This is a genomic window from Pectobacterium odoriferum (assembly GCF_009931295.1).
In the GTDB taxonomy this organism is placed as follows: Bacteria; Pseudomonadota; Gammaproteobacteria; order Enterobacterales; family Enterobacteriaceae; genus Pectobacterium; species Pectobacterium odoriferum.
Map to the genome: position 1 here is coordinate 2,455,686 of NZ_CP034938.1, position 18,337 is coordinate 2,474,022.

Sequence of the window (18,337 nt, forward strand, 5' to 3'; positions counted from 1 at the left end):
TTATTTACTCTCGCGCTTTATCGTCATCGGGAAAACGGTGTCTGCGTCATAACGGCCAATACACTCCGCCGCGGTGCCGGATGCGCCTTGTTTACAGACCAGTTCTGGCATTTGGAAACGAGAATTATCAGAGCAGCGGGCGCCGGAACGACTGTTGATGATCAGATTGCCAGAGCTCATTAATCCTGCCTCAACGTTAGCGCGACACGTGACACCGTCACCATGAGTGATGCGTGCCGTACCTTTTCCATTTTGAATCTGGTAGCGCAGGCTAGGCGGCCTGCCGGTAATCGGCGCTTTGCCATCAACAATGACGCGCCAGTTGCCGTTCAGGAATTTGATGGAGCCGATTTTCACCGCGTCGGCTGGCATGACTAAATCATCTTTGCCCGCAGGAATCGCTGGCACTTGCTCGACAACGGGTTCTGTCGGCGGTGCAACAGGCTCTTTTGGTTCCGTGACCGCTGGCGCTTCCGGTTTGACCGCGTCTGCTACAGGCGCGGCAGCAACCGGTGCCGTAGCGACAGATGGTTCAGCGGCTTTCACAACCTCTTTTTCTACGACAGGTAGTGCGGGTGTGCTTTCTTGCGGTGGCGCAGGTTCAGCCGGCGTAGAAGAAGGCAGGGCGCGTTTTTCTGGCTTGACCGTCGCGGCTAAATCGGATGTTGGCTTGTCGTCTTGTCCTGACACGCAGCCACGTATTTGCAATGACAAAATCGCTAGCAGTGCGGCAGCAGGTAGCAGCCACCACAGGCGGAAGAACGGTGGACGAACAGGCACGGCTGCCGCAGCGGCGACAGGTGCAGGTGTTGAATTGACAGGTTCGGGTTGAACGATAGGCTGTGGTTCTGGCTCGGGAACGGGATCGACCAACGGCAGTGTGGGGGCGCTTGCAACGGGGGCGGGTGCAACAAAAAGCGGTTCCGCTTCCTTGATGGCCGGTCGCAGGCAGTCCAATGCATCAAGCCGAGATTTCTTATCGAGATTGACGAAGCCCCAGAACGTTAAGACGGGTTTGCCATCAACCAGATAAACGTGGTTCGCTCCAGGGAACTGTATCGCTTTTGCCAGCAGGACACCGAAGAGTTTCTGCCCCGCTTTTTCTGCATTTTGCGCACGCTGGCTGATGTCGGCAACCGCAGCTTGATAAGTTTCCAGTAACGCCAGCGCCTTTTCTCGTTCTTCTTCGCTTGCGGCAATCCAGGAGGTGACTTTACCGTCAACCGGCGAATACCAGTCAATGCGGTCGCCATGCTCGTTGGGTTGGGGAATCGCCAGACAATCGGCAATCTGCTGCTGTTTTCTGAGACGTAACGTTTCCCGCAATTGAAGTGCTGATGCGTAAACTGGCTGGCCGTTCTCACCCAGCGCCAGAAAATCATCCAAACTTCCACTACGTAAAAATAATTTTGCCACGCAAAAGAGACCTTTTGTAATGATGCCTAAAGCAGAAAATAGAGTGTAATCTGCGACAGGGTATACTGTAGTGCGAATGATGGCGAATCAAACGCTTAAAGAAGTGATAAAACTAACAAATATTTGGGCAATAGAAAAAGTGGGAAACGAGAAGTGTACTCACGTGCAGCCGATGACGTCCAGATAATATGATGAAAACACTGACAAAAATGATGCCTTTTCTTTCAGACGTGATTTGCGGAAACGAGGGACGCTGCGCGACGTCAGCCTCCCTCAGGCAGTGAGAATTAAAGCTGAACGTTACCCGTGATCAGGTAAGCGGATGAGGTACTTTGTGACATCGGTGGCAGCGTATCGCTGAGGACATTGCCTTTTACGTCGGTAAATTCAATGGGAATATCGTTCATTCCAACGTGCTCAACAATAAAGTGGTTATAATCGGTTTTCTGTGCAGCAATCCATTGGTTATTACGCATATATTTCATTTCAATAACGGGATATTTTACGTTCCTGAATTGCACCGCAGCCCAATAAGGATTTGAACCTTCCTTTATACGATAAATAACGTTGCCTTTTACCGGCGCTTCGATGAGCGTCCAGTCGATATTAATTTTCCCATCTCGCAGATCGCCTATTTTCTCAAAAGCGTTAAACGATAAATCCAGCGCACAATCACCACCTTCAGGATAGAGGTCGGTGACATACACCACCGTACTGCCTTTTGGTCCATTCACTTTCAGGTAGGCCCCAGCCAGCGACGCCTTCACGCCGCGATAATCCAGCTGGTTTCGGTTTAACGCCGTGATCTCCATGTTCTGCGGGATCGGATCCAGTAAAAGGGCACCGCCCTGATAGCCAGAGCCCGTCGCAGTGGCGTAGCCGTAACAGATGTCGTCCAGTTCCCACTGGGCGTGGGCGGTGTTAATCAGGGGAATAACGCATAATGCAGACAAGGCTAATGAGGTTATTTTATTCATGTTTCACATCCAATATGATTCAAGATTAATAACATAGGTGAGTGGTAAAATAAAAAACCAAAACGAGAATCCATTTTTTGGCGTATTGATAATAGGGGTTTTGTATAAATAGGTAAATCGGTTTTATCTTAAAATAGTAAAGCATTGAATATATCACTGAGTTTATTTCTATAGAGTGAAATAATTATATGCGTGAATAATCGATTTGGATTTATTCAGAATGTGTTCTACGGTTTAAAGGGTGACAACATTATTTCGCGCCAACGTGGATAACTTCCAATGGCTAATCTATACCCTAAATAATTCGAGTTTCAGGCAGGCTGCAAGAGAAGGCATCCCGATGAGCTTACTCAGGTAAGTGATTCGGGTGCGTGAACGCAGCCAACGCACATGCAACTTGAAGTATGACGGGTATATAACGATGAAGAGGAGACAGCATGACCATTCATAAGAAAGGGCAAGCGCATTGGGAAGGGGATATCAAGCAGGGAAAAGGCACTGTCTCAACGGAAAGCGGTGCGTTGCAACAGCAACCTTACGGCTTCAATACCCGTTTTGAGGGTAAGCCCGGCACGAACCCAGAAGAACTGATTGGCGCAGCGCATGCGGCCTGTTTCTCTATGGCGCTCTCACTGATGTTAGGCGAAGAAGGGCATAAACCTGAGTCGATCGATACCAAGGCGGATGTGTCGCTGGATAAAGTCGATGGCGGATTCGCGATCACCAAAATCGCGCTGCACAGTACGGTGAAACTGCCGAGCATTGATGAAGCAACGTTCGATAGCATCATCCAAAAAGCGAAGGCGGGCTGCCCAGTGTCAAAACTGCTCAAAGCCGAGATTACGTTGGAGTATCAGTTGAATTAAGGACAGCAGTTGAACTAAGAAAAGCCGCTGAGCTAAGGCTGTTCCACGTTTTACCGATAAAACTGATGTTGATAAAAAGGCTTACCGGAGTCGTGTCGGTAAGCTTTTTTTACATTTATACAATTAAAAACAACGAAACGATTAAAAATAATTTAACATCCTTACGATAATAACCATAAAATTAGCATAGTCATTGCTGCGTGATGCGGACGATGGCGTAGGACGCAATATAACAAGAGCAATATTGGGCTGACCGGTTTGTGGTGGTCAGATTCTCTGAGTATGTCGTGCTGTGGAACACAAGCGAGAGTTCAAGATGAATAAAATGACCAAGATCTGTTTTTCTGTGCTGTTGGCCGGTAGTTTGCTGGCCCCTGTTTTGGCAAACGCCACCACGTCGGAAGATATGCGTGGTATGCAGAAAAGTTATACCGCTGCCACTAAAGCGGACGATGCCACCGCGCTGAAAACCGCGCTGAGCACATTCCGTGAGCACGTTGAGCATGCTAAAACGCAGGTGCCGCCTGATTTCGCCAAACAGCCTGCTGATGGCCCAGACAGAAAAGCCTATGTGGAAGGTCTGGATAAAATTTTGCAAAAAGTAGACAGCGCACAGGCTCTGGCGGATGCCGGTAAACTAAGCGAAGCTAAAGCGGTGTTAGCTGAAATCAATACCTTGAAAGGCGAATATCACAGTAAATTGAGAGGCTAAGCCGCTTTTCGTTTACCATAAGCCGCCAGTGGGAGCGAACTCACTGGCGGCTTTTTTTGTTATAAATGTTACGACAGTCAGGATTGCTGGCTGAGGGGAAACAGAATGACGTCACCATCACACGATGCAACGCATGATGGCAAAGATACACGAAGCAGAATTCTTGAGGCCGCGCTGGAAGTCATACTGGATCACGGCGTGAGAGGGGCAACCTACCGAAAAATAGCGCAGCAGGCCGGATTGTCACCGGGGACGCTAACCTATCGCTACAGCAGTATTGAATTGCTGTTGAGCAGCGCGTTCGTTTATATGGTCGATGGTATCTCACACGCATTCCGTGTCCGCCTCAAGCAGGCAAAGGACATCGACAGCGCGCGCGAAGCGGTGGTTGATCTGATCTGTGGAGACATTTGGGCGACACCGCGTCACCTGACACTAAGTTTTGAACTGTACGCGCTGGCATCGCGGAAAGAAGAGTATCGGCTGATATTGCAAGAGTGGATGACGCGCAGCAGAACATCGCTTCACCTCCATTTCAGTATCGCAACTGCATGTTCGCTGGATGCAATGATTGAAGGATATACGATCCATAACTATCTCAATAGTGAAGCTGTCAGCCGTGAAGATATTCTCAATACGGTAATCAAGCTAACCTCTTAATTCCTGCCTGGCGCGATCGTGTCAGGCACCTTCCCATTAAAAAAAGAACGTCGTGAAACAGGTGCAAAGTGGTGTATATTCGTGCGATAGTTATTCGTACGCATGTACGAATTGATTTAAATAAAGACGACGAGAGCTATGACCACAAAACCCGCTATCAATAAATTTGCCCTGTTTGGGCTGATGTTCATTCCCGGTTTTACGTGGGCAACCTGGGTGACCCGAACCCCCGTTATGCGTGACGTTCTGAATGCCTCAACGGAAACGATGGGCATGATTTTGTTTGGTTTTTCATGTGGTTCCATGCTCGGCGTATTGGGTGCAGGAAAAGTCATTAACGTTCTCGGCATTCGTAAAACCATGGTCGGTGGATTCCTGCTGCTTTTGCTTGGGCTACTTATGCTTGCCGCGTCGCTGTCGATTCAAAGCACGCCCAGCGCCTTTATAGGATTGTTGATTTTCGGCGCGGGAGTTGGCTTGGTTGATATCGCCATCAACATTGAAGGGGCGGCGTTTGAACAGCATCTGAATAAAAGTCTGATGACCACGCTGCACGGTTTTTTTAGCCTGGGAACGCTAGTCGGCGCGCTGACAGGGATGGCAATGACGGCGTTCGACATTAATACTACGCTGCACTTTGTGGTGGCTGTAACACTGTCGATACTCACCGCGATGGTGCTGATGCGCCAAATGCCATGGCTGAGTGATTTGGCCCGTTCTGAGCAAGAAGAAAAGGGCGACTACAAGACGCAGGTCTTCAACGAACTTAAAGACAGTCGCTTACTGATTCTCGGCGTGGTTATTCTTGCGATGGCGCTTGCAGAAGGTTCAGCCAACGACTGGCTACCGTTATTGATGATCGATGGTCACAACTTTGGTCACACGTCGGGGACGCTAGTTTATGTCGGATTCACTGCTGGTATGACGCTGGGGCGTTTTGCCGGAGGATATTTTGTCGATCGCTTTGGCAAGGTCAATGTGCTCCGTTTCAGCGCTGCTTCCGCCGCACTTGGGCTGACGTTGGTCATTTTCTCTAATGATCCACTGCTGGCCGCCGCTGCGGTTATCTTCTGGGGTATCGGCGCCTCGCTGGGTTTCCCGCTCACCATTTCCGCCGCAGGAAGCGGAGAAAACAGTGCCGTTCGCGTCACGATTGCCGCAACGTTGGGCTACTTTGCTTTTCTCGTCGGCCCGCCTGCGCTGGGCTTTCTTGGCGAAGTTGCAGGGTTACGCATCGCCATGCTGCCGGTTCTTGTCATGGTGATTCTGGCCTTTATCTGTTCGTCTTCCGCCCGTGAACGTTCGACCAGAACGGCATCTGACACTCCATCTTGACGTTTCTGCGCGGTTCCATTTCGTGTTATCGGAACCGCGTAGTGTCTTCCACGCTATTGATTACATTGATAATAAATGGTGTGATGCATCACAGTCAGCGAGGCTGACCATCACTCGGATTTGGAAAAATAAACATAATGGTAAATTTAACGGACATGGCTGAGGGGGATTACCCCGAATATCGCCAGTTTTTTATTCTTGAATATGCTCAGGATCTACAGGAATCCCGGGGATATGACGAAGAAAAGGCGAGGGCGATCGCCACGCAATCGATCGATATTACTCTACCGCAGGGCGTTCACACCGCAGCTAATAAATTATGGTGCATTCATCCCTCAGATAATGCAGGCGTCACCATTGGTTACTTGTGGGTCGTTCTGAAAGAAAACGCCGTCTGGGTCTCTGATTTTTGCCTTCTACCCGTATGGCGGGGTCGTGGTTTCGGTAAAGCCTCGCTTGCCGCGCTGGACGTAGCACTCACAGCGTTAGGTATTGGCGAAATCGGGCTGAGAGTGGCTGCGCATAATCCGATTGCCAAGGCGTTATATGAAAAAAATGGCTTCCAGATCACTGGTTTTAATATGCATAAAAGTCTGGAACCGAACCCTCCATCAGAACGCCATTAATCCAATGAAAAAGGACAAGCGCACCCCAACGACCACGGGCTTCCTACCCCTTTCTTGCTCACTTCTGCGCCGCTAAAGTTCAAAAAAAAGACGCCGATAAACAAATAGTAGGAGCTCATTGCAACGGAATGTTGATTACGCTAAGTATCAACTCTAGGGGAGCCATAATGGCCAAACAATTAATACAAAAAAAAACAATGAGTACCCGCGCTCAAGTCCTGCTAACTGGCGCATTAACCATCGCACTCGGTTTCGCTGTCACCATTGGTGTGCTCAGTTGGCAGTCTGGTAAAGAACAAAAATCTCTGGCCGAACGCTATTTACAGCAGATAGCGCAAAGTGAAGCATTAAGAATTCAACAGGAACTCAACTACGCCCGGGATGTGGCGCATAACCTTGGCCAAGGGCTGGTTGCGTTGCCCGCCGCAGGTATTAAAGACCGCGCCGTGGTCGATAAAATGACGGAATATGCCCTGCGGGATAACCCAGAATACCTCTCGATTTCAGTCATTTTTGAAGAGAATATGTTTGACGGTCGTGATGCTGAGTTTGCCGAACAGCCAGGCCAGGCACCTAAAGGCCGCTACGCTTGGTTTGTCGATCGCGATCAGGCAGGCAACTACAAGATGCACCCTCTGCAGTCCTTCCTGACGCCCGGCCAGGGCGATTACTACCTGTTGCCGCAAAAGAGCCAGAAAGATACGCTCATCGAACCCTACTCTTATGCTTACAATGGCGTTCCAACGCTGCTGACGTCAGTCGCCGCACCGATTGTCAGTCAGGGGAAACTGTGGGGCGTCGTGACTTCAGACATTTCCCTTGCGTCATTACAGGAAAAAATTAACCGGATTAAGCCTTGGGAAGGCGGCGGTTACGCGATGCTGCTATCCAGTGAGAGTAAAGTCATCTCTTATCCTGATAAATCCCAGACGAGCAAAGCCTGGCAAGGGCCGACGGACAACTTCACGTCCGCAGTGGTACAACACGACGATGCCATTCTGGGTGAAGAAGCGTTGATTACCTGGCAACCCATTACTATCGGCAACAGCACAGATAAATGGCATTTGGCTATTGTTGTCCCTGTGAGCCAGGTGATGGCCGCTTCTGAACGCCAATTAATGAATGCCGTCATCATGATGGTGATCAGTATCCTGTTGGTGAGCGCGCTGCTGGGCTGGGTATTCAGCCGTAAAGTGCTTAAACCACTGGGTGGCGAACCACGCGAAGCGGCTACCATTGCGCTGGCGGTTGCAGAAGGTCGACTGAGTAATGTGATTGATGTGAAGCCCAACGATCGCAGCAGTCTGTTCTTCGCGCTAAATACGATGCAGTCACAGCTGCGTCAGGTGGTCGGACAGATCAAAGACGCCAGCGATTCTGTGCGGCAAGGCGCAGCAGAAATTGCCAGCGGCAACCTCAACCTTGCATCGCGTACGGAACAGCAGGCTGCTGCGTTGGAACAAACCGCGGCGAGTATGGAAGAGATCACCGCAACGGTGAAACACAATGCCAACAATGCTCATCAGGCCACGACGTTGACAGAGAATGCCACGAAGATTGCTCAGCGTGGTGAATCGCTGGTCAGTCAGGTGGTTCAGACGATGGCGCAGATTGATGAGAGTGCGAAGAAGATTGGCGATATTACCGCCATGATTAACAGCATCGCTTTCCAGACCAACATTCTGGCGTTGAACGCCGCAGTAGAAGCGGCACGAGCGGGCGAGCAGGGAAGAGGATTCGCCGTTGTGGCATCGGAAGTTCGCAGTCTGGCACAGCGCAGCGCCAGCGCGGTGAAAGAGATTGCCGCACTGATTGAGGAATCCAGCCAGCGCGTTGAAAGCGGCGTTAAACTGGTGAACGATGCCGGTAAAACCATGCAGGATATGACACACGCCGTCAGCTCGGTGCAAAGTATCATCGGTGAGATTGTCACGGCATCGGATGAGCAGGCGAAAGGTATTAGTCAGGTTACGATTGCCGTCAATGAAATGGATGGCGTGACGCAGCAAAACTCCGCACTGGTACAACAGATGTCGGCTGCAGCCAGTTCGCTGGAAGATCAGTCCATGTCGTTAGCGCAGGCGATAGAGCATTTTCGTTTGGAACAACAGCTCGTATTACCTCATGCGCTCTTAAAGTAAAAAGTGACGCCGTCACCCGGCAACCATGAGGTTGCCGGGTATATCTCTACTCTTTCTGCGATTCTTGCTCACATTCCCCTTAATTTCCCCCAATATCGTGTATGGCATTCATCGCTCTGCGAAAGTTGTATCGGGCCTTTAATTAAGGCAAATTGAATCATCCTGATATTGTTAAGAAAAAATAACCATGCATCTGAATTATCCCTGCCTGAGAGCGTTCATGGAGATTGTCCGTAGCGGCAGTTTTGAAATTGCGGCTCGTAAACTCCACGTCACGCCGTCTGCCATCAGCCAGCGTATCAAGCAATTAGAAGATCAGCTTGGTCAGGTACTGATCGTAAGGGGTAATCCCTGTCGAGCAACGCCAACGGGGCAAGCGTTACTTCGGCACGCAGAACAGATAGATATGTTGGAGAGCGAGCTCTTCAGCACGCTTGAAATGCCAGTCAGACCAAGTATTTCAGTGGCTGTGAATGCGGATTCAATAGACGGATGGTTTCTGGATGCGATGGAAGATGCCTGTCACCAATCCAGTATTTTGCTCGATATTCTCGTTGAGGATCAGGAGCATTCGGCAACCTTGCTGCGCGAAGGTCGGGTCATGGCGGCGGTCAGCGCTAGCTCGGAACCGATTCAAGGCTGTGGCGTAGAGTATTTAGGAACAATGCGTTACCGCGCGTATTGCTCACCGATTTTTCACGAAACGTACTTTGCGGATGGCATCAATGCGGACAGTTTGCAAAAAGCGCCGCTTCTGATATTTAACAATAAGGACAGATTACAATCCTTATTTATAGCATCGCTGGTTCCAACCGCGATCGAACCGCCACAGCAATTCGTTCCTTCAACGGCGGCCTTTGTCGGTGCCATTTTCAGAGGGCTAGGGTGGGGGATGATCCCAGAACATATGGCATCATCGCATACGGAAAAAGGCGAATTAGTGCCATTTCAAGCCGGAAATCCTATCGATATTCGACTGTACTGGCACCGTTGGAATATCCGCTCTGCATCGCTGGAAGCATTAAGCCAGAGCGTGCGAACGGCGGCCGCTCGGCATCTTTTTCGGTAATGGTGTCAAGCCAAAGACACGAGCAACCGCGACGTAAACGCTAGCGGCGACCTCGTAGATTTGTACTGGCTGACCATTCATAAGTCGCTGAGGAATCAGGTTTAAACTTATTTTTCTTCTTCTCGGCCTTGGCCTGTTTTGCTACGATTTCGCGTTCCTTCATCAACTTATCGATGTAATCGTCTTTAATATGATTACTCTCAGAGTTGGTCAGCGGGCGGTCCTGTTTTTTTCTTGCCTGATCGAGTAACGTCTTAAGCTGACGTTGTTCACTTTCTGTCATGTCTTTCTGAGTCAGTCTTGGCATGGGAATGGACCTGATAAGAGGGCTGGGAAATACATTGTAGAGGAAAACGCTCTGAGGCCCAGATAAATCGTAAAGCTAATACACGTTATGTAGAAAAGCCGCCTGCGAAAATAGAATCCCGCAGGCGGCTCTTTTGCATAACGTTATTATGCGAACCAATTTTTATTTTCCAATACCTATATAACTGCCAACTATTACGAGCAGGAAAATGATACCAACAGCCGTTTCAAGAGCCATGATAACCCCCTGTTAGGATTCTTTTTCTGCCTTTGAATGATAGTAATAAAGGTATGCCAGCCCAAGCGGGGCGATGAATATTGAGAATGCCCAACATAAAGCCATAGTGATGACTTTCACTGTCAGCATTACTATTGCATTGATAAGAAAGAAATTTTTTCCCATGATAAACCCAATGATTTGCTCATACACAAATCTTGCGTATGGGTACAGTATTGCATTGATAATAAAGAAAATTATATTTCCCGCTTTTAATCCATTAGGATTTTGCATCGAGATATAAATAAAGTTCGCTGGCCCGAGCGGGAAAATTTACCATTACCAGATTGTCAGCCGTAGGGATGATTACTGATGCCGGAAAAAGTGTTTTGCGGATACGGGGATATTGCTTAGCGGAACGGCCAGTTCCTGCCTGTGCCTCTATAGGTTCGCATAATGTATATTATGTTAAATCACCTGTGGTGGTTAATAAGTTCATAAGTCACATCCACGTTACGATAAATCAATACGTTAGTAATTTCTGACTTCCCTCCCGTTTTCTATTTCCCATGGTTTTACCAATGCTGCCCGATTTCGTGCAGTGGTTCAGTTTGTTTCTTTTTTGATTAATACATATGTATCACCAGCATATCGGGACGATTCACCCAAAGCATTTGGTGGTCAGTCTGTACCGGATTATTGCTGTCAATACCGATTGAATGGTGACCCACCCTGCCAAAGTAAATCTGACCCACCCACCAATGATTATTCCTGCGATTCAGTGACCATCGATTTCTTCAACTGACCGCTTTTCAATTTGTCTTTCAGGCGATAACTTTGACCGCTTATCTGGACGATATGCGCATGGTGAAGCAAGCGATCTAACATCGCTGCCGTCAGCGTTTCATTATCACCAAACGTACCGGACCACTGCGTAAACGGCAGATTACTCGTGAGTATCAGATTGCAGGTCTCATAGCGCTGGGCGACAACCTGGAAGAATAAATTAGCGTCTTCCTTGCCGAATGGCAGGTACCCTACTTCATCAATCACCAACAGCCGTGGTTTGTTAACGCAACGCCCTAAATATCCCTTTTATCATGAAATGAGCGGCATTGAGTTCATCTTTCACTGTGCCCCCACAGCCCACCTAACAGGAAGTCTTTATAGCTCCTTTCCCAATTTTCTTCCAATCAGCCTCGCTACAACAAGAGATTTTTTAATATTTATTAGAGACTTATCGAGTCTAACATGACGCATTTAAAAAAATTTAACGTTTAATTAAACATTATAAATTTCCAAGGGAAAAATCAAAACACCAATAAAAAAGCACAAACGAAACATTTTAACTTTCAAATAATCTTTCATTTTGAAAGTAAAAATAACCACTTTGTGATCAATTAGGTGTTTATTGTTTTTATTTCGATCTATCTTCTTTTGGCAGTGAATAAGAAAGTGAATCTATTCTCTACGTGAAGGAGTTTCCAAATGATCGAAAGCATTACACACGGAGCCGAATGGTTTATCGGACTCTTTCAGAAGGGCGGTGAGGTTTTTGTCGGCATGGTAACTGGCATTCTCCCCCTGTTAATAAGCCTACTAGTAGTCATGAATGCACTCATTGTATTTGTTGGCCAACGGCGTATTGAGGTGCTTGCGCAACGCTGTGCCGGTAACCCAGTAACCCGTTATCTATTCCTGCCGGTTATCGGCACTTTTGTCTTCTGTAATCCGATGACACTCAGCCTTGGCAAATTTATGCCAGAGAAATACAAGCCAAGCTATTACGCAGCGGCTTCCTACAGTTGCCATTCCATGAACGGTCTTTTCCCTCATATCAATCCTGGCGAACTTTTTGTTTATCTGGGGATCGCTAACGGACTGACCACGCTCGACCTACCTCTGGGCCCTCTTGCCGTGAGCTATTTGATGGTAGGAATGATCATGAATTTTTTCCGTGGTTGGGTGACCGACCTCACGACCACTATTTTTGAAAGAAAAATGCGTATCCAACTTGACCGTCAGGTTCGTTTATAAGTGCGGAGTACACCATGGTTGATTCAATAGTCATTAAAAAAGGTGAGAGCGGCTGGGGTGGTCCACTTACGTTGACCGTAACGCCAGGTAAAAAGATTGTCTACGTCACTGCCGGTACCCGTCCGGCGATTGTTGAGCGGTTAAAGGAGTTGACCGGATGGGAAGCCGTGGATGGTTTTAAGGAAGGTGAACCGCCCGCCGAAGAGATTGGTATCGCCGTCATTGACTGTGGTGGAACACTTCGCTGTGGTCTCTATCCTAAACGTCGTATACCGACGGTCAATATTCACGCGACAGGAAAATCGGGCCCGTTAGCACAGTATATAACCGAGGATATCTACGTATCTGGCGTTCGACCAGACGATATTCAGCCGTTTCAGGGGGCAGCACAGCTTACAACGAGTGACGTACAGTCCGATCCATTTTCTGAAACCACCTCGGGCCAGCGGGACTATGACACTACAAAGAAAATTACCGAGCAAAGCGATGGGCTACTGGCAAAGGTCGGGATGGGAATGGGTTCGGTTGTGGCCGTTTTCTTTCAGGCTGGTCGTGAAACTGTAGATACCGTACTGAAGACGATCCTGCCTTTCATGGCCTTCGTTTCAGCATTGATCGGCATCATCATGGCATCTGGCCTGGGTGATTTCATCGCACACGGTCTTACGCCGCTGGCAAACAGCCCGATTGGTTTAGTCACGCTGGCGCTTGTCTGCTCCTTTCCCTTGCTCTCGCCGTTCCTCGGCCCAGGTGCGGTCATCGCTCAAGTCATCGGGGTGCTGGTAGGTGTACAGATTGGTCAGGGCACCATACCACCACACCTTGCCCTGCCAGCCCTGTTTGCAATTAATTCGCAGGCAGCATGTGATTTTATTCCGGTTGGTTTATCACTGGCTGATGCAAAACAAGACACCGTGCGGGTGGGTGTTCCCTCCGTTCTGGTAGGCCGCTTCCTTACAGGTGCGCCGGCCGTTCTTCTTGCCTGGGCTGTTTCTGGGTTTATCTATCAGTAACAGTGAGAAAATTTATGAAAACTGTTTATGAATCCACGTTCATCGCTGTCGGCCTCTGTGCTCAGGAGTCTCTGGATGACAACTTCATTATCACCTTCGGGGAAGGTGCACCTGCTGACGTTGCAGAGTACTGCTTTATCCACCGGGTCACTGTGAATGATCGTGGTGATTTTGGCGCAGGATCCGTGTTGACCATCGGTGAAAAAGACTATCCCGTAACGGCTGTGGGCGTTGTGGCGCGTGAAAATCTGCGTGAGCTTGGGCATATCACAGTACGTTTTGATGGTGCTGGCCGAGCTGAATTTCCAGGTACCGTTCATGTCGCTGGCACGGCACCGGTGTCGATTGAACCCGGGCAGACATTTCGTATGTTAAGTGAATAATCAGGAGAGAGAAATGGATCAGGTTGCTGTAGTCATTGGTGGTGGCCAGACGCTGGGTGCTTACCTGTGCGAAGGCCTAGCAGAGGCCGGTTATAAAGTAGCCGTTGCCGACCTTAATGAAAAAAATGCACAAAGTATTGCGGATGCCATTAACAAACGTCATGGCGAAAACAAAGCCCGTGCATTTGGGGTTGATGCGACAAATGAAGAAAGTGTAGTCGCGCTTGCGCATCAGGTGGATAACGAATTTGGTCGGACTGACCTGTTACTTTACAGTGCAGGTATCGCTAAAGCTGCTCCGATAACCGAGTTTGGGCTGAGCGACTTTGATCTGTCGCTGCAGGTCAATTTGGTAGGCTATTTTCTCTGTGCACGTGAATTTTCTAAGCTAATGATCAGGGAAGGTATTAAAGGCAGAATTATCCAGATCAACTCCAAGTCCGGTAAAGTCGGCAGTAAGCACAATTCTGGTTACAGCGCGGCCAAGTTTGGCGGAGTTGGACTGACACAATCACTAGCGCTTGACCTCGCAGAATACGGTATTACCGTTCACGCCCTGATGTTAGGAAACCTGCTTAAGTCGCCAATGTTTCAGTCGCTTCTGCCGCAGTACGCAGAAAAACTGGGGATTCAGCCCGATCAGGTCGAGCAACATTATATCGACAAGGTACCGCTTAAGCGTGGGTGTGACTATGAAGATGTTCTAAATATTTTGTTGTTCTATGCAAGTGATAAAGCAGCTTACTGCACAGGGCAGTCTATTAACGTTACCGGCGGGCAGGTAATGTTCTGATAAAGAAACCGGCAGTTAGACTGCCGGTTTCAGGAGACAATTATGGATCCTGTAAACACGCTGATAGCCATAGCAGCCATGGCATGGGCTGGACAGATTGCGCTGGGATGGTTGCAAATAAATCAATTTAATCATGCACTAGCATCATTGTCAGACAAGGGTATTGTTCGGATTGGCCGGTCAGAAGGACGATTCAAACCTCGTGTTGTACTGGCGCTTGCCGTCAGCAGTGACGGTAGAATCACCGATAATTTCATTATGAAAGGGATAACAGTTTTCTCACGTCCGTACACTGAGAAAAGCCTGTGCAACCGATTATTAAGTGAAATACGGCCTGATGTCATATTTCCGACAAATAAAGCACTTCGGCAGGCACTGACACTGGCTATGGAAAATAAAAGATGATAACTTTCAAATTGAAAGATGAATCCTTTACATCACGTATTAAAACGTTCGCGATAGTGAGGTAGTTCAGAAACTGAAAAGGACCTTTTATGAAACCAGTTGAGCGTCAGGCGCAAATTCTCGAATACTTGCAAGTTCATGGCCGTACCACAGTGGAAGAGCTCACCGCCCATTTCAATACGACGGGCACCACCATCCGTAAGGATTTAACGCGCTTGCAACAAGACGGTGCCGTAATCAGAACGTACGGTGGCGTTATGCTTAACCGCGATGAAGGGGATCAGCCAATAGACAGAAAAACACTTATCCATACCGAAAAGAAAAAGCGAATTGCCAGCCGCGCTGCTGGGCTAATTAATGAGGGTGACTCACTAATCTTTGATGCAGGCAGTACCGTTCTACAAATGGTCCCACATCTGGCGCGTTTCAATAACATTACGGTAATGACCAACAGCCTCAGCATCGTCAATGAACTGGTTGAGCTGGATAACGATCAGGTCATTCTGATGCCTGGTGGCACTTACCGTAGCACATCTGCGTCTTTTCACGGCAGTCTTGCTGAGTCCGCATTCACTCATTTCAGTTTCGACACACTTTTCATTGGTGCAGATGGTGTCGATATGACGGCAGGCGTGACGACATTTAATGAAGTGTTTGCAGTAAGCCAGGCGATGTGCCATGCCGCCAAGAAAATTGTACTGCTTGTCGATTCTTCTAAATTTGGTCGCCGCAGCCCGAATGTAGTCTGTTCCCTTGATTCAGTTGATGTACTGATTACAGACAGTGATATTTCCAGTGACACCATGATGCAACTGCAGGAGAAGGGCATTGAGGTTATTATGGCCGGAGACAAATAACTGATGACAGGATTGATAGTATGAAGCATGAGAGTTACCTCATGTTTTGCATAAGGATTCGACACCCATATCAAAATCGGTAACTCTCAACCTTTCAAGGCCGTGTGTCAGATCAAGTCACGACTAATACAAAACTTCATTACCCATCACTATGGTGTCGCGGCTTGAATCATTGCTGACCGCCCCGCTTTCTTGTAACCTTCCTTGCTACAAGCCCAATCCTGAACACAAAAATCTGAAATTACCGGACGTTACATGACTGCTCATACTTCTAAAGATCCTTTGCATGGCGTAACGCTTGAAATGCAAGTCAATGCGCTGGTTGCCCGTTTTGGCTGGGTTGAGTTGGGTAAACGGATCAATATCAATTGCTTTAAAAGCGATCCAAGCGTCAAATCCAGTTTAACGTTTCTGCGTCGGACACCCTGGGCGCGTGCCGAAGTTGAAGCACTGTACCTTGATTCTCTGGACGGTTCAGCTCCCGTAAAACCAGATGATAGCGCTGTTGACCCATGGGCTAATAGTCGCAGAAATAAGAGCTGAGCAACGTGAAAAAGCCGGTCGTACTTATTGCTGCTGCGCTTCTACTTGTCGGTTGCGCGTCTAAACCACCGAGTTCGCTTGTCACCCCGCTTCCTCCTGTTAAGCAGCCGCTTCCGGCGACATCTCAGCAGAATAATAAGGAACCCATGCGCGGTGTCTGGCTGGCGACTGTTTCTCGTCTGGATTGGCCGCCGGTAGCATCCGTCAATGTCAGCAGCCCTGCTAGCCGCATAACTCAGCAGCAGGAAGCGCTGACAGGCAAGCTGGATAAATTGAAAAGTCTCGGTATCAATACCGTATTTTTCCAAGTTAAACCTGATGGCACCGCGCTCTGGCCCTCTAAAATATTGCCTTGGTCAGATATGTTAACGGGCAATATTGGTGAGGATCCGGGCTACGATCCGCTACAGTTCATGCTGGATGAGGCGCACAAACGCGGTATGAAAGTCCATGCCTGGTTTAATCCCTATCGCGTCTCCGTTAACACTAAATCCGCAACCGTGACGGAACTCAATCGCACCTTGTCGCAAAATCCGGCCAGCGTATTTGTGTTGCACCGTGACTGGATCCGCACGGCAGGCGATCGCTTTGTGCTCGACCCTGGCATCCCAGAAGCACGAAACTGGATCACCAGTATCGTGGCTGAAGTCGTTGCACGCTACCCGATTGACGGCGTGCAGTTTGATGACTACTTCTATGCCGAATCATCCGGTTCGATGCTTAACGATAGTGAGACTTTTAAGCAATATGGTCAGGGATTTGGCTCAAAAGCAGACTGGCGGCGGCACAATACACAGCTATTGGTTGAGCAAGTTTCGCACACGATCAAGCAGTTGAAACCCGAGGTTGAATTTGGCGTCAGCCCAGCAGGCGTATGGCGTAACCGCTCACACGACGCGGCAGGCTCCGACACGCGAGGCGCGGCGGCTTACGATGAAGCTTATGCCGATACGCGCCTGTGGGTGCAGAAAGGGTTGCTGGATTACATTGCTCCACAGATATACTGGCCCTTCGCGCGCGACGCGGCTCGCTATGATGTACTGGCAAAATGGTGGGCGGATGTGGTGAAACCGACGAACACGCGCCTCTATATTGGCGTTGCACTGTATAAAGTGGGTGAACCTTCAAAGAATGAACCTGACTGGACGATAAATGGCGGCGTGCCAGAGCTGAAAAAGCAGCTCGATTTGAACGAGTCTGTGCCGCAAATTAACGGTACGATTCTGTTCAGAGAGAACTATCTCAATCAACCACAGACCCAGGACGCGGTTAATTACCTCAGAAACCGCTGGGGCAGTTAGCGCGATACGAAAATTTTCGGATCGGTTTTGTCGTAAAGATAGAAACCGTTTATCTCGGTTGATTCGGTGAAATGAAAGCCCGCATAGAATCTGGTAACAGACTTAGCGGGCTTTCTTTTTTACACTTAAATTTCAAAAACCTTACCGCCTACTGGCACGCCTTGCCCACTCTTATAATTGCCCCGAACAACGTCTGCGGGGCGAAGATTATTAAATTGTGCATAGTTTGCGACGGCATCTTCCGTAAAACGCCCTGATTCGTCGTGGCTAACATGCGCGCTGCTCTGCTTACGGTAGTAAGTGATGGTAATGGTTTTGGGATTACTCATCTGTTGAGTCATATAAGTAGCCATTTTGCCTCCTTCATCCGTCTCTGATTGTGAATGTCGATAAATGCCGTACACAGGAACAACTCGGTCTGCTGTGGCATGACCGATAATAAAATGCGATATCAGCAGTCGCCAGCGATGGAACGGCATATGGCTTTTTACCTGCACCGTAAAAAACCTAACAACATTTTGATAAATAAATAATTTATTTTGTTTTTATGAATGAAAATGGTTTTGGCATAGGGTATTTAACAGGCGTTTTTCATGCAGCCATCCGTTTTTTTGTCCAATTTCCCCCCAATGTCAGAAAATATTTTTTGCTTATTTAATAAGCGTGTAAAATAGCTATGG

19 protein-coding genes and 2 pseudogenes are annotated in these 18,337 nt (G+C 48.5%); 15 read left to right on the top strand and 6 right to left on the bottom strand.

Going from position 1 to position 18,337, the window contains the following annotated elements; all coding sequences use genetic code 11:
* Positions 1 to 1,416: an SrfA family protein gene (locus EO763_RS10855; protein WP_161528951.1), complete on the bottom strand. Its 1,416-nt coding sequence runs from the start codon at positions 1,414 to 1,416 to the stop codon at positions 1 to 3.
* A 287-nt stretch (positions 1,417 to 1,703) separates the two neighbouring features.
* A complete protein-coding gene (locus EO763_RS10860; protein ID WP_103860671.1) occupies positions 1,704 to 2,393 on the bottom strand; it encodes an expansin EXLX1 family cellulose-binding protein in 690 nt (229 codons plus the stop codon).
* A 437-nt stretch (positions 2,394 to 2,830) separates the two neighbouring features.
* Here EO763_RS10860 and EO763_RS10865 point away from each other — a divergent pair, with 437 nt between their 5' ends.
* From EO763_RS10865 to EO763_RS10895, 7 genes are all read left to right on the top strand, one after another.
* On the top strand, positions 2,831 to 3,259 hold the full coding sequence (locus EO763_RS10865; RefSeq protein ID WP_161528952.1) for an OsmC family protein: 429 nt from the start codon (positions 2,831 to 2,833) through the stop codon (positions 3,257 to 3,259).
* Between the two features lie 316 nt (positions 3,260 to 3,575).
* On the top strand, positions 3,576 to 3,971 hold the full coding sequence (locus EO763_RS10870; RefSeq protein WP_161528953.1) for a cytochrome b562: 396 nt from the start codon (positions 3,576 to 3,578) through the stop codon (positions 3,969 to 3,971).
* 105 nt (positions 3,972 to 4,076) lie between these two features.
* Entirely contained in the window at positions 4,077 to 4,631 is a 555-nt protein-coding gene (locus tag EO763_RS10875) for a TetR/AcrR family transcriptional regulator (protein ID WP_039489436.1), read from the top strand.
* Between the two features lie 138 nt (positions 4,632 to 4,769).
* Entirely contained in the window at positions 4,770 to 5,966 is a 1,197-nt protein-coding gene (locus EO763_RS10880) for an MFS transporter (RefSeq protein ID WP_161528954.1), read from the top strand.
* Between the two features lie 137 nt (positions 5,967 to 6,103).
* The gene (locus EO763_RS10885) at positions 6,104 to 6,592 is read left to right on the top strand and encodes a GNAT family N-acetyltransferase (RefSeq protein ID WP_161528955.1); all 489 of its coding nucleotides are present in this window, start codon (positions 6,104 to 6,106) and stop codon (positions 6,590 to 6,592) included.
* Positions 6,593 to 6,759: 167 nt separating this feature from the next.
* A complete protein-coding gene (locus EO763_RS10890; protein WP_161528956.1) occupies positions 6,760 to 8,733 on the top strand; it encodes a methyl-accepting chemotaxis protein in 1,974 nt (657 codons plus the stop codon).
* Between the two features lie 187 nt (positions 8,734 to 8,920).
* Positions 8,921 to 9,802 (top strand): HTH-type transcriptional regulator ArgP, encoded by an 882-nt coding sequence (locus tag EO763_RS10895; RefSeq protein ID WP_072014061.1) that lies wholly within the window; start codon positions 8,921 to 8,923, stop codon positions 9,800 to 9,802.
* Positions 9,803 to 9,842: 40 nt separating this feature from the next.
* On the opposite strand, the gene EO763_RS10900 is transcribed toward EO763_RS10895, so the two are convergent.
* The 3 genes and pseudogenes from EO763_RS10900 to EO763_RS10905 form a co-directional block, all read right to left on the bottom strand.
* Positions 9,843 to 10,109, bottom strand: a complete 267-nt coding sequence (locus tag EO763_RS10900) for a YjbD family protein (RefSeq protein WP_010296014.1) — start codon at positions 10,107 to 10,109, stop codon at positions 9,843 to 9,845.
* Positions 10,110 to 10,358: 249 nt separating this feature from the next.
* A pseudogene (locus EO763_RS23815) lies at positions 10,359 to 10,634 on the bottom strand (hypothetical protein); the annotation flags it as partial.
* A gap of 456 nt (positions 10,635 to 11,090) precedes the next feature.
* A pseudogene (locus EO763_RS10905) lies at positions 11,091 to 11,414 on the bottom strand (ATP-binding protein); the annotation flags it as partial.
* Between the two features lie 399 nt (positions 11,415 to 11,813).
* On the opposite strand from EO763_RS10905, the gene srlA reads away from it, so the two are divergent.
* The 8 genes from srlA to EO763_RS10945 all read left to right on the top strand — a co-directional run bounded on the left by srlA (position 11,814) and on the right by EO763_RS10945 (position 17,657).
* A complete protein-coding gene (gene srlA, locus EO763_RS10910) occupies positions 11,814 to 12,362 on the top strand; it encodes a PTS glucitol/sorbitol transporter subunit IIC (RefSeq protein WP_161528957.1) in 549 nt (182 codons plus the stop codon).
* Between the two features lie 14 nt (positions 12,363 to 12,376).
* Complete coding sequence (gene srlE, locus EO763_RS10915; RefSeq protein WP_161528958.1) at positions 12,377 to 13,375, top strand: PTS glucitol/sorbitol transporter subunit IIB; 999 nt, start codon at positions 12,377 to 12,379, stop codon at positions 13,373 to 13,375.
* Positions 13,376 to 13,389: 14 nt separating this feature from the next.
* On the top strand, positions 13,390 to 13,758 hold the full coding sequence (locus tag EO763_RS10920; RefSeq protein ID WP_103157297.1) for a PTS glucitol/sorbitol transporter subunit IIA: 369 nt from the start codon (positions 13,390 to 13,392) through the stop codon (positions 13,756 to 13,758).
* A gap of 13 nt (positions 13,759 to 13,771) precedes the next feature.
* The gene (gene srlD, locus EO763_RS10925; protein ID WP_161528959.1) at positions 13,772 to 14,551 is read left to right on the top strand and encodes a sorbitol-6-phosphate dehydrogenase; all 780 of its coding nucleotides are present in this window, start codon (positions 13,772 to 13,774) and stop codon (positions 14,549 to 14,551) included.
* Positions 14,552 to 14,593: 42 nt separating this feature from the next.
* Entirely contained in the window at positions 14,594 to 14,956 is a 363-nt protein-coding gene (gene gutM, locus EO763_RS10930; protein ID WP_161528960.1) for a transcriptional regulator GutM, read from the top strand.
* 89 nt (positions 14,957 to 15,045) lie between these two features.
* Complete coding sequence (gene srlR / locus EO763_RS10935) at positions 15,046 to 15,813, top strand: glucitol operon DNA-binding transcriptional repressor SrlR (protein ID WP_103198595.1); 768 nt, start codon at positions 15,046 to 15,048, stop codon at positions 15,811 to 15,813.
* A gap of 255 nt (positions 15,814 to 16,068) precedes the next feature.
* On the top strand, positions 16,069 to 16,356 hold the full coding sequence (locus EO763_RS10940; RefSeq protein WP_161528961.1) for a VF530 family protein: 288 nt from the start codon (positions 16,069 to 16,071) through the stop codon (positions 16,354 to 16,356).
* Between the two features lie 5 nt (positions 16,357 to 16,361).
* A complete protein-coding gene (locus tag EO763_RS10945; protein WP_161528962.1) occupies positions 16,362 to 17,657 on the top strand; it encodes a glycoside hydrolase family 10-like protein in 1,296 nt (431 codons plus the stop codon).
* A gap of 125 nt (positions 17,658 to 17,782) precedes the next feature.
* On the opposite strand, the gene EO763_RS23595 is transcribed toward EO763_RS10945, so the two are convergent.
* Positions 17,783 to 18,154, bottom strand: a complete 372-nt coding sequence (locus EO763_RS23595) for a hypothetical protein (RefSeq protein WP_244322080.1) — start codon at positions 18,152 to 18,154, stop codon at positions 17,783 to 17,785.
* Between the last annotated feature and the right edge of the window lie 183 nt (positions 18,155 to 18,337).

Excerpts from the sequence above, each read along its gene's own strand:
- srlA (WP_161528957.1), top strand. The coding sequence starts at position 11,814 with ATGATCGAAAGCATTACACACGGAGCCGAATGGTTTATCGGACTCTTT.
- srlR (WP_103198595.1), top strand. The coding sequence starts at position 15,046 with ATGAAACCAGTTGAGCGTCAGGCGCAAATTCTCGAATACTTGCAAGTT.
- EO763_RS10875 (WP_039489436.1), top strand. The coding sequence starts at position 4,077 with ATGACGTCACCATCACACGATGCAACGCATGATGGCAAAGATACACGA.
- srlD (WP_161528959.1), top strand. The coding sequence starts at position 13,772 with ATGGATCAGGTTGCTGTAGTCATTGGTGGTGGCCAGACGCTGGGTGCT.
- gutM (WP_161528960.1), top strand. The coding sequence starts at position 14,594 with ATGGATCCTGTAAACACGCTGATAGCCATAGCAGCCATGGCATGGGCT.
- EO763_RS10885 (WP_161528955.1), top strand. The coding sequence starts at position 6,104 with ATGGTAAATTTAACGGACATGGCTGAGGGGGATTACCCCGAATATCGC.
- EO763_RS10865 (WP_161528952.1), top strand. The coding sequence starts at position 2,831 with ATGACCATTCATAAGAAAGGGCAAGCGCATTGGGAAGGGGATATCAAG.
- EO763_RS10890 (WP_161528956.1), top strand. The coding sequence starts at position 6,760 with ATGGCCAAACAATTAATACAAAAAAAAACAATGAGTACCCGCGCTCAA.
- EO763_RS10900 (WP_010296014.1), bottom strand. The coding sequence starts at position 10,109 with ATGCCAAGACTGACTCAGAAAGACATGACAGAAAGTGAACAACGTCAG.
- EO763_RS10920 (WP_103157297.1), top strand. The coding sequence starts at position 13,390 with ATGAAAACTGTTTATGAATCCACGTTCATCGCTGTCGGCCTCTGTGCT.
- EO763_RS10940 (WP_161528961.1), top strand. The coding sequence starts at position 16,069 with ATGACTGCTCATACTTCTAAAGATCCTTTGCATGGCGTAACGCTTGAA.
- EO763_RS10860 (WP_103860671.1), bottom strand. The coding sequence starts at position 2,393 with ATGAATAAAATAACCTCATTAGCCTTGTCTGCATTATGCGTTATTCCC.
- srlE (WP_161528958.1), top strand. The coding sequence starts at position 12,377 with ATGGTTGATTCAATAGTCATTAAAAAAGGTGAGAGCGGCTGGGGTGGT.
- EO763_RS10880 (WP_161528954.1), top strand. The coding sequence starts at position 4,770 with ATGACCACAAAACCCGCTATCAATAAATTTGCCCTGTTTGGGCTGATG.
- EO763_RS10895 (WP_072014061.1), top strand. The coding sequence starts at position 8,921 with ATGCATCTGAATTATCCCTGCCTGAGAGCGTTCATGGAGATTGTCCGT.
- EO763_RS10870 (WP_161528953.1), top strand. The coding sequence starts at position 3,576 with ATGAATAAAATGACCAAGATCTGTTTTTCTGTGCTGTTGGCCGGTAGT.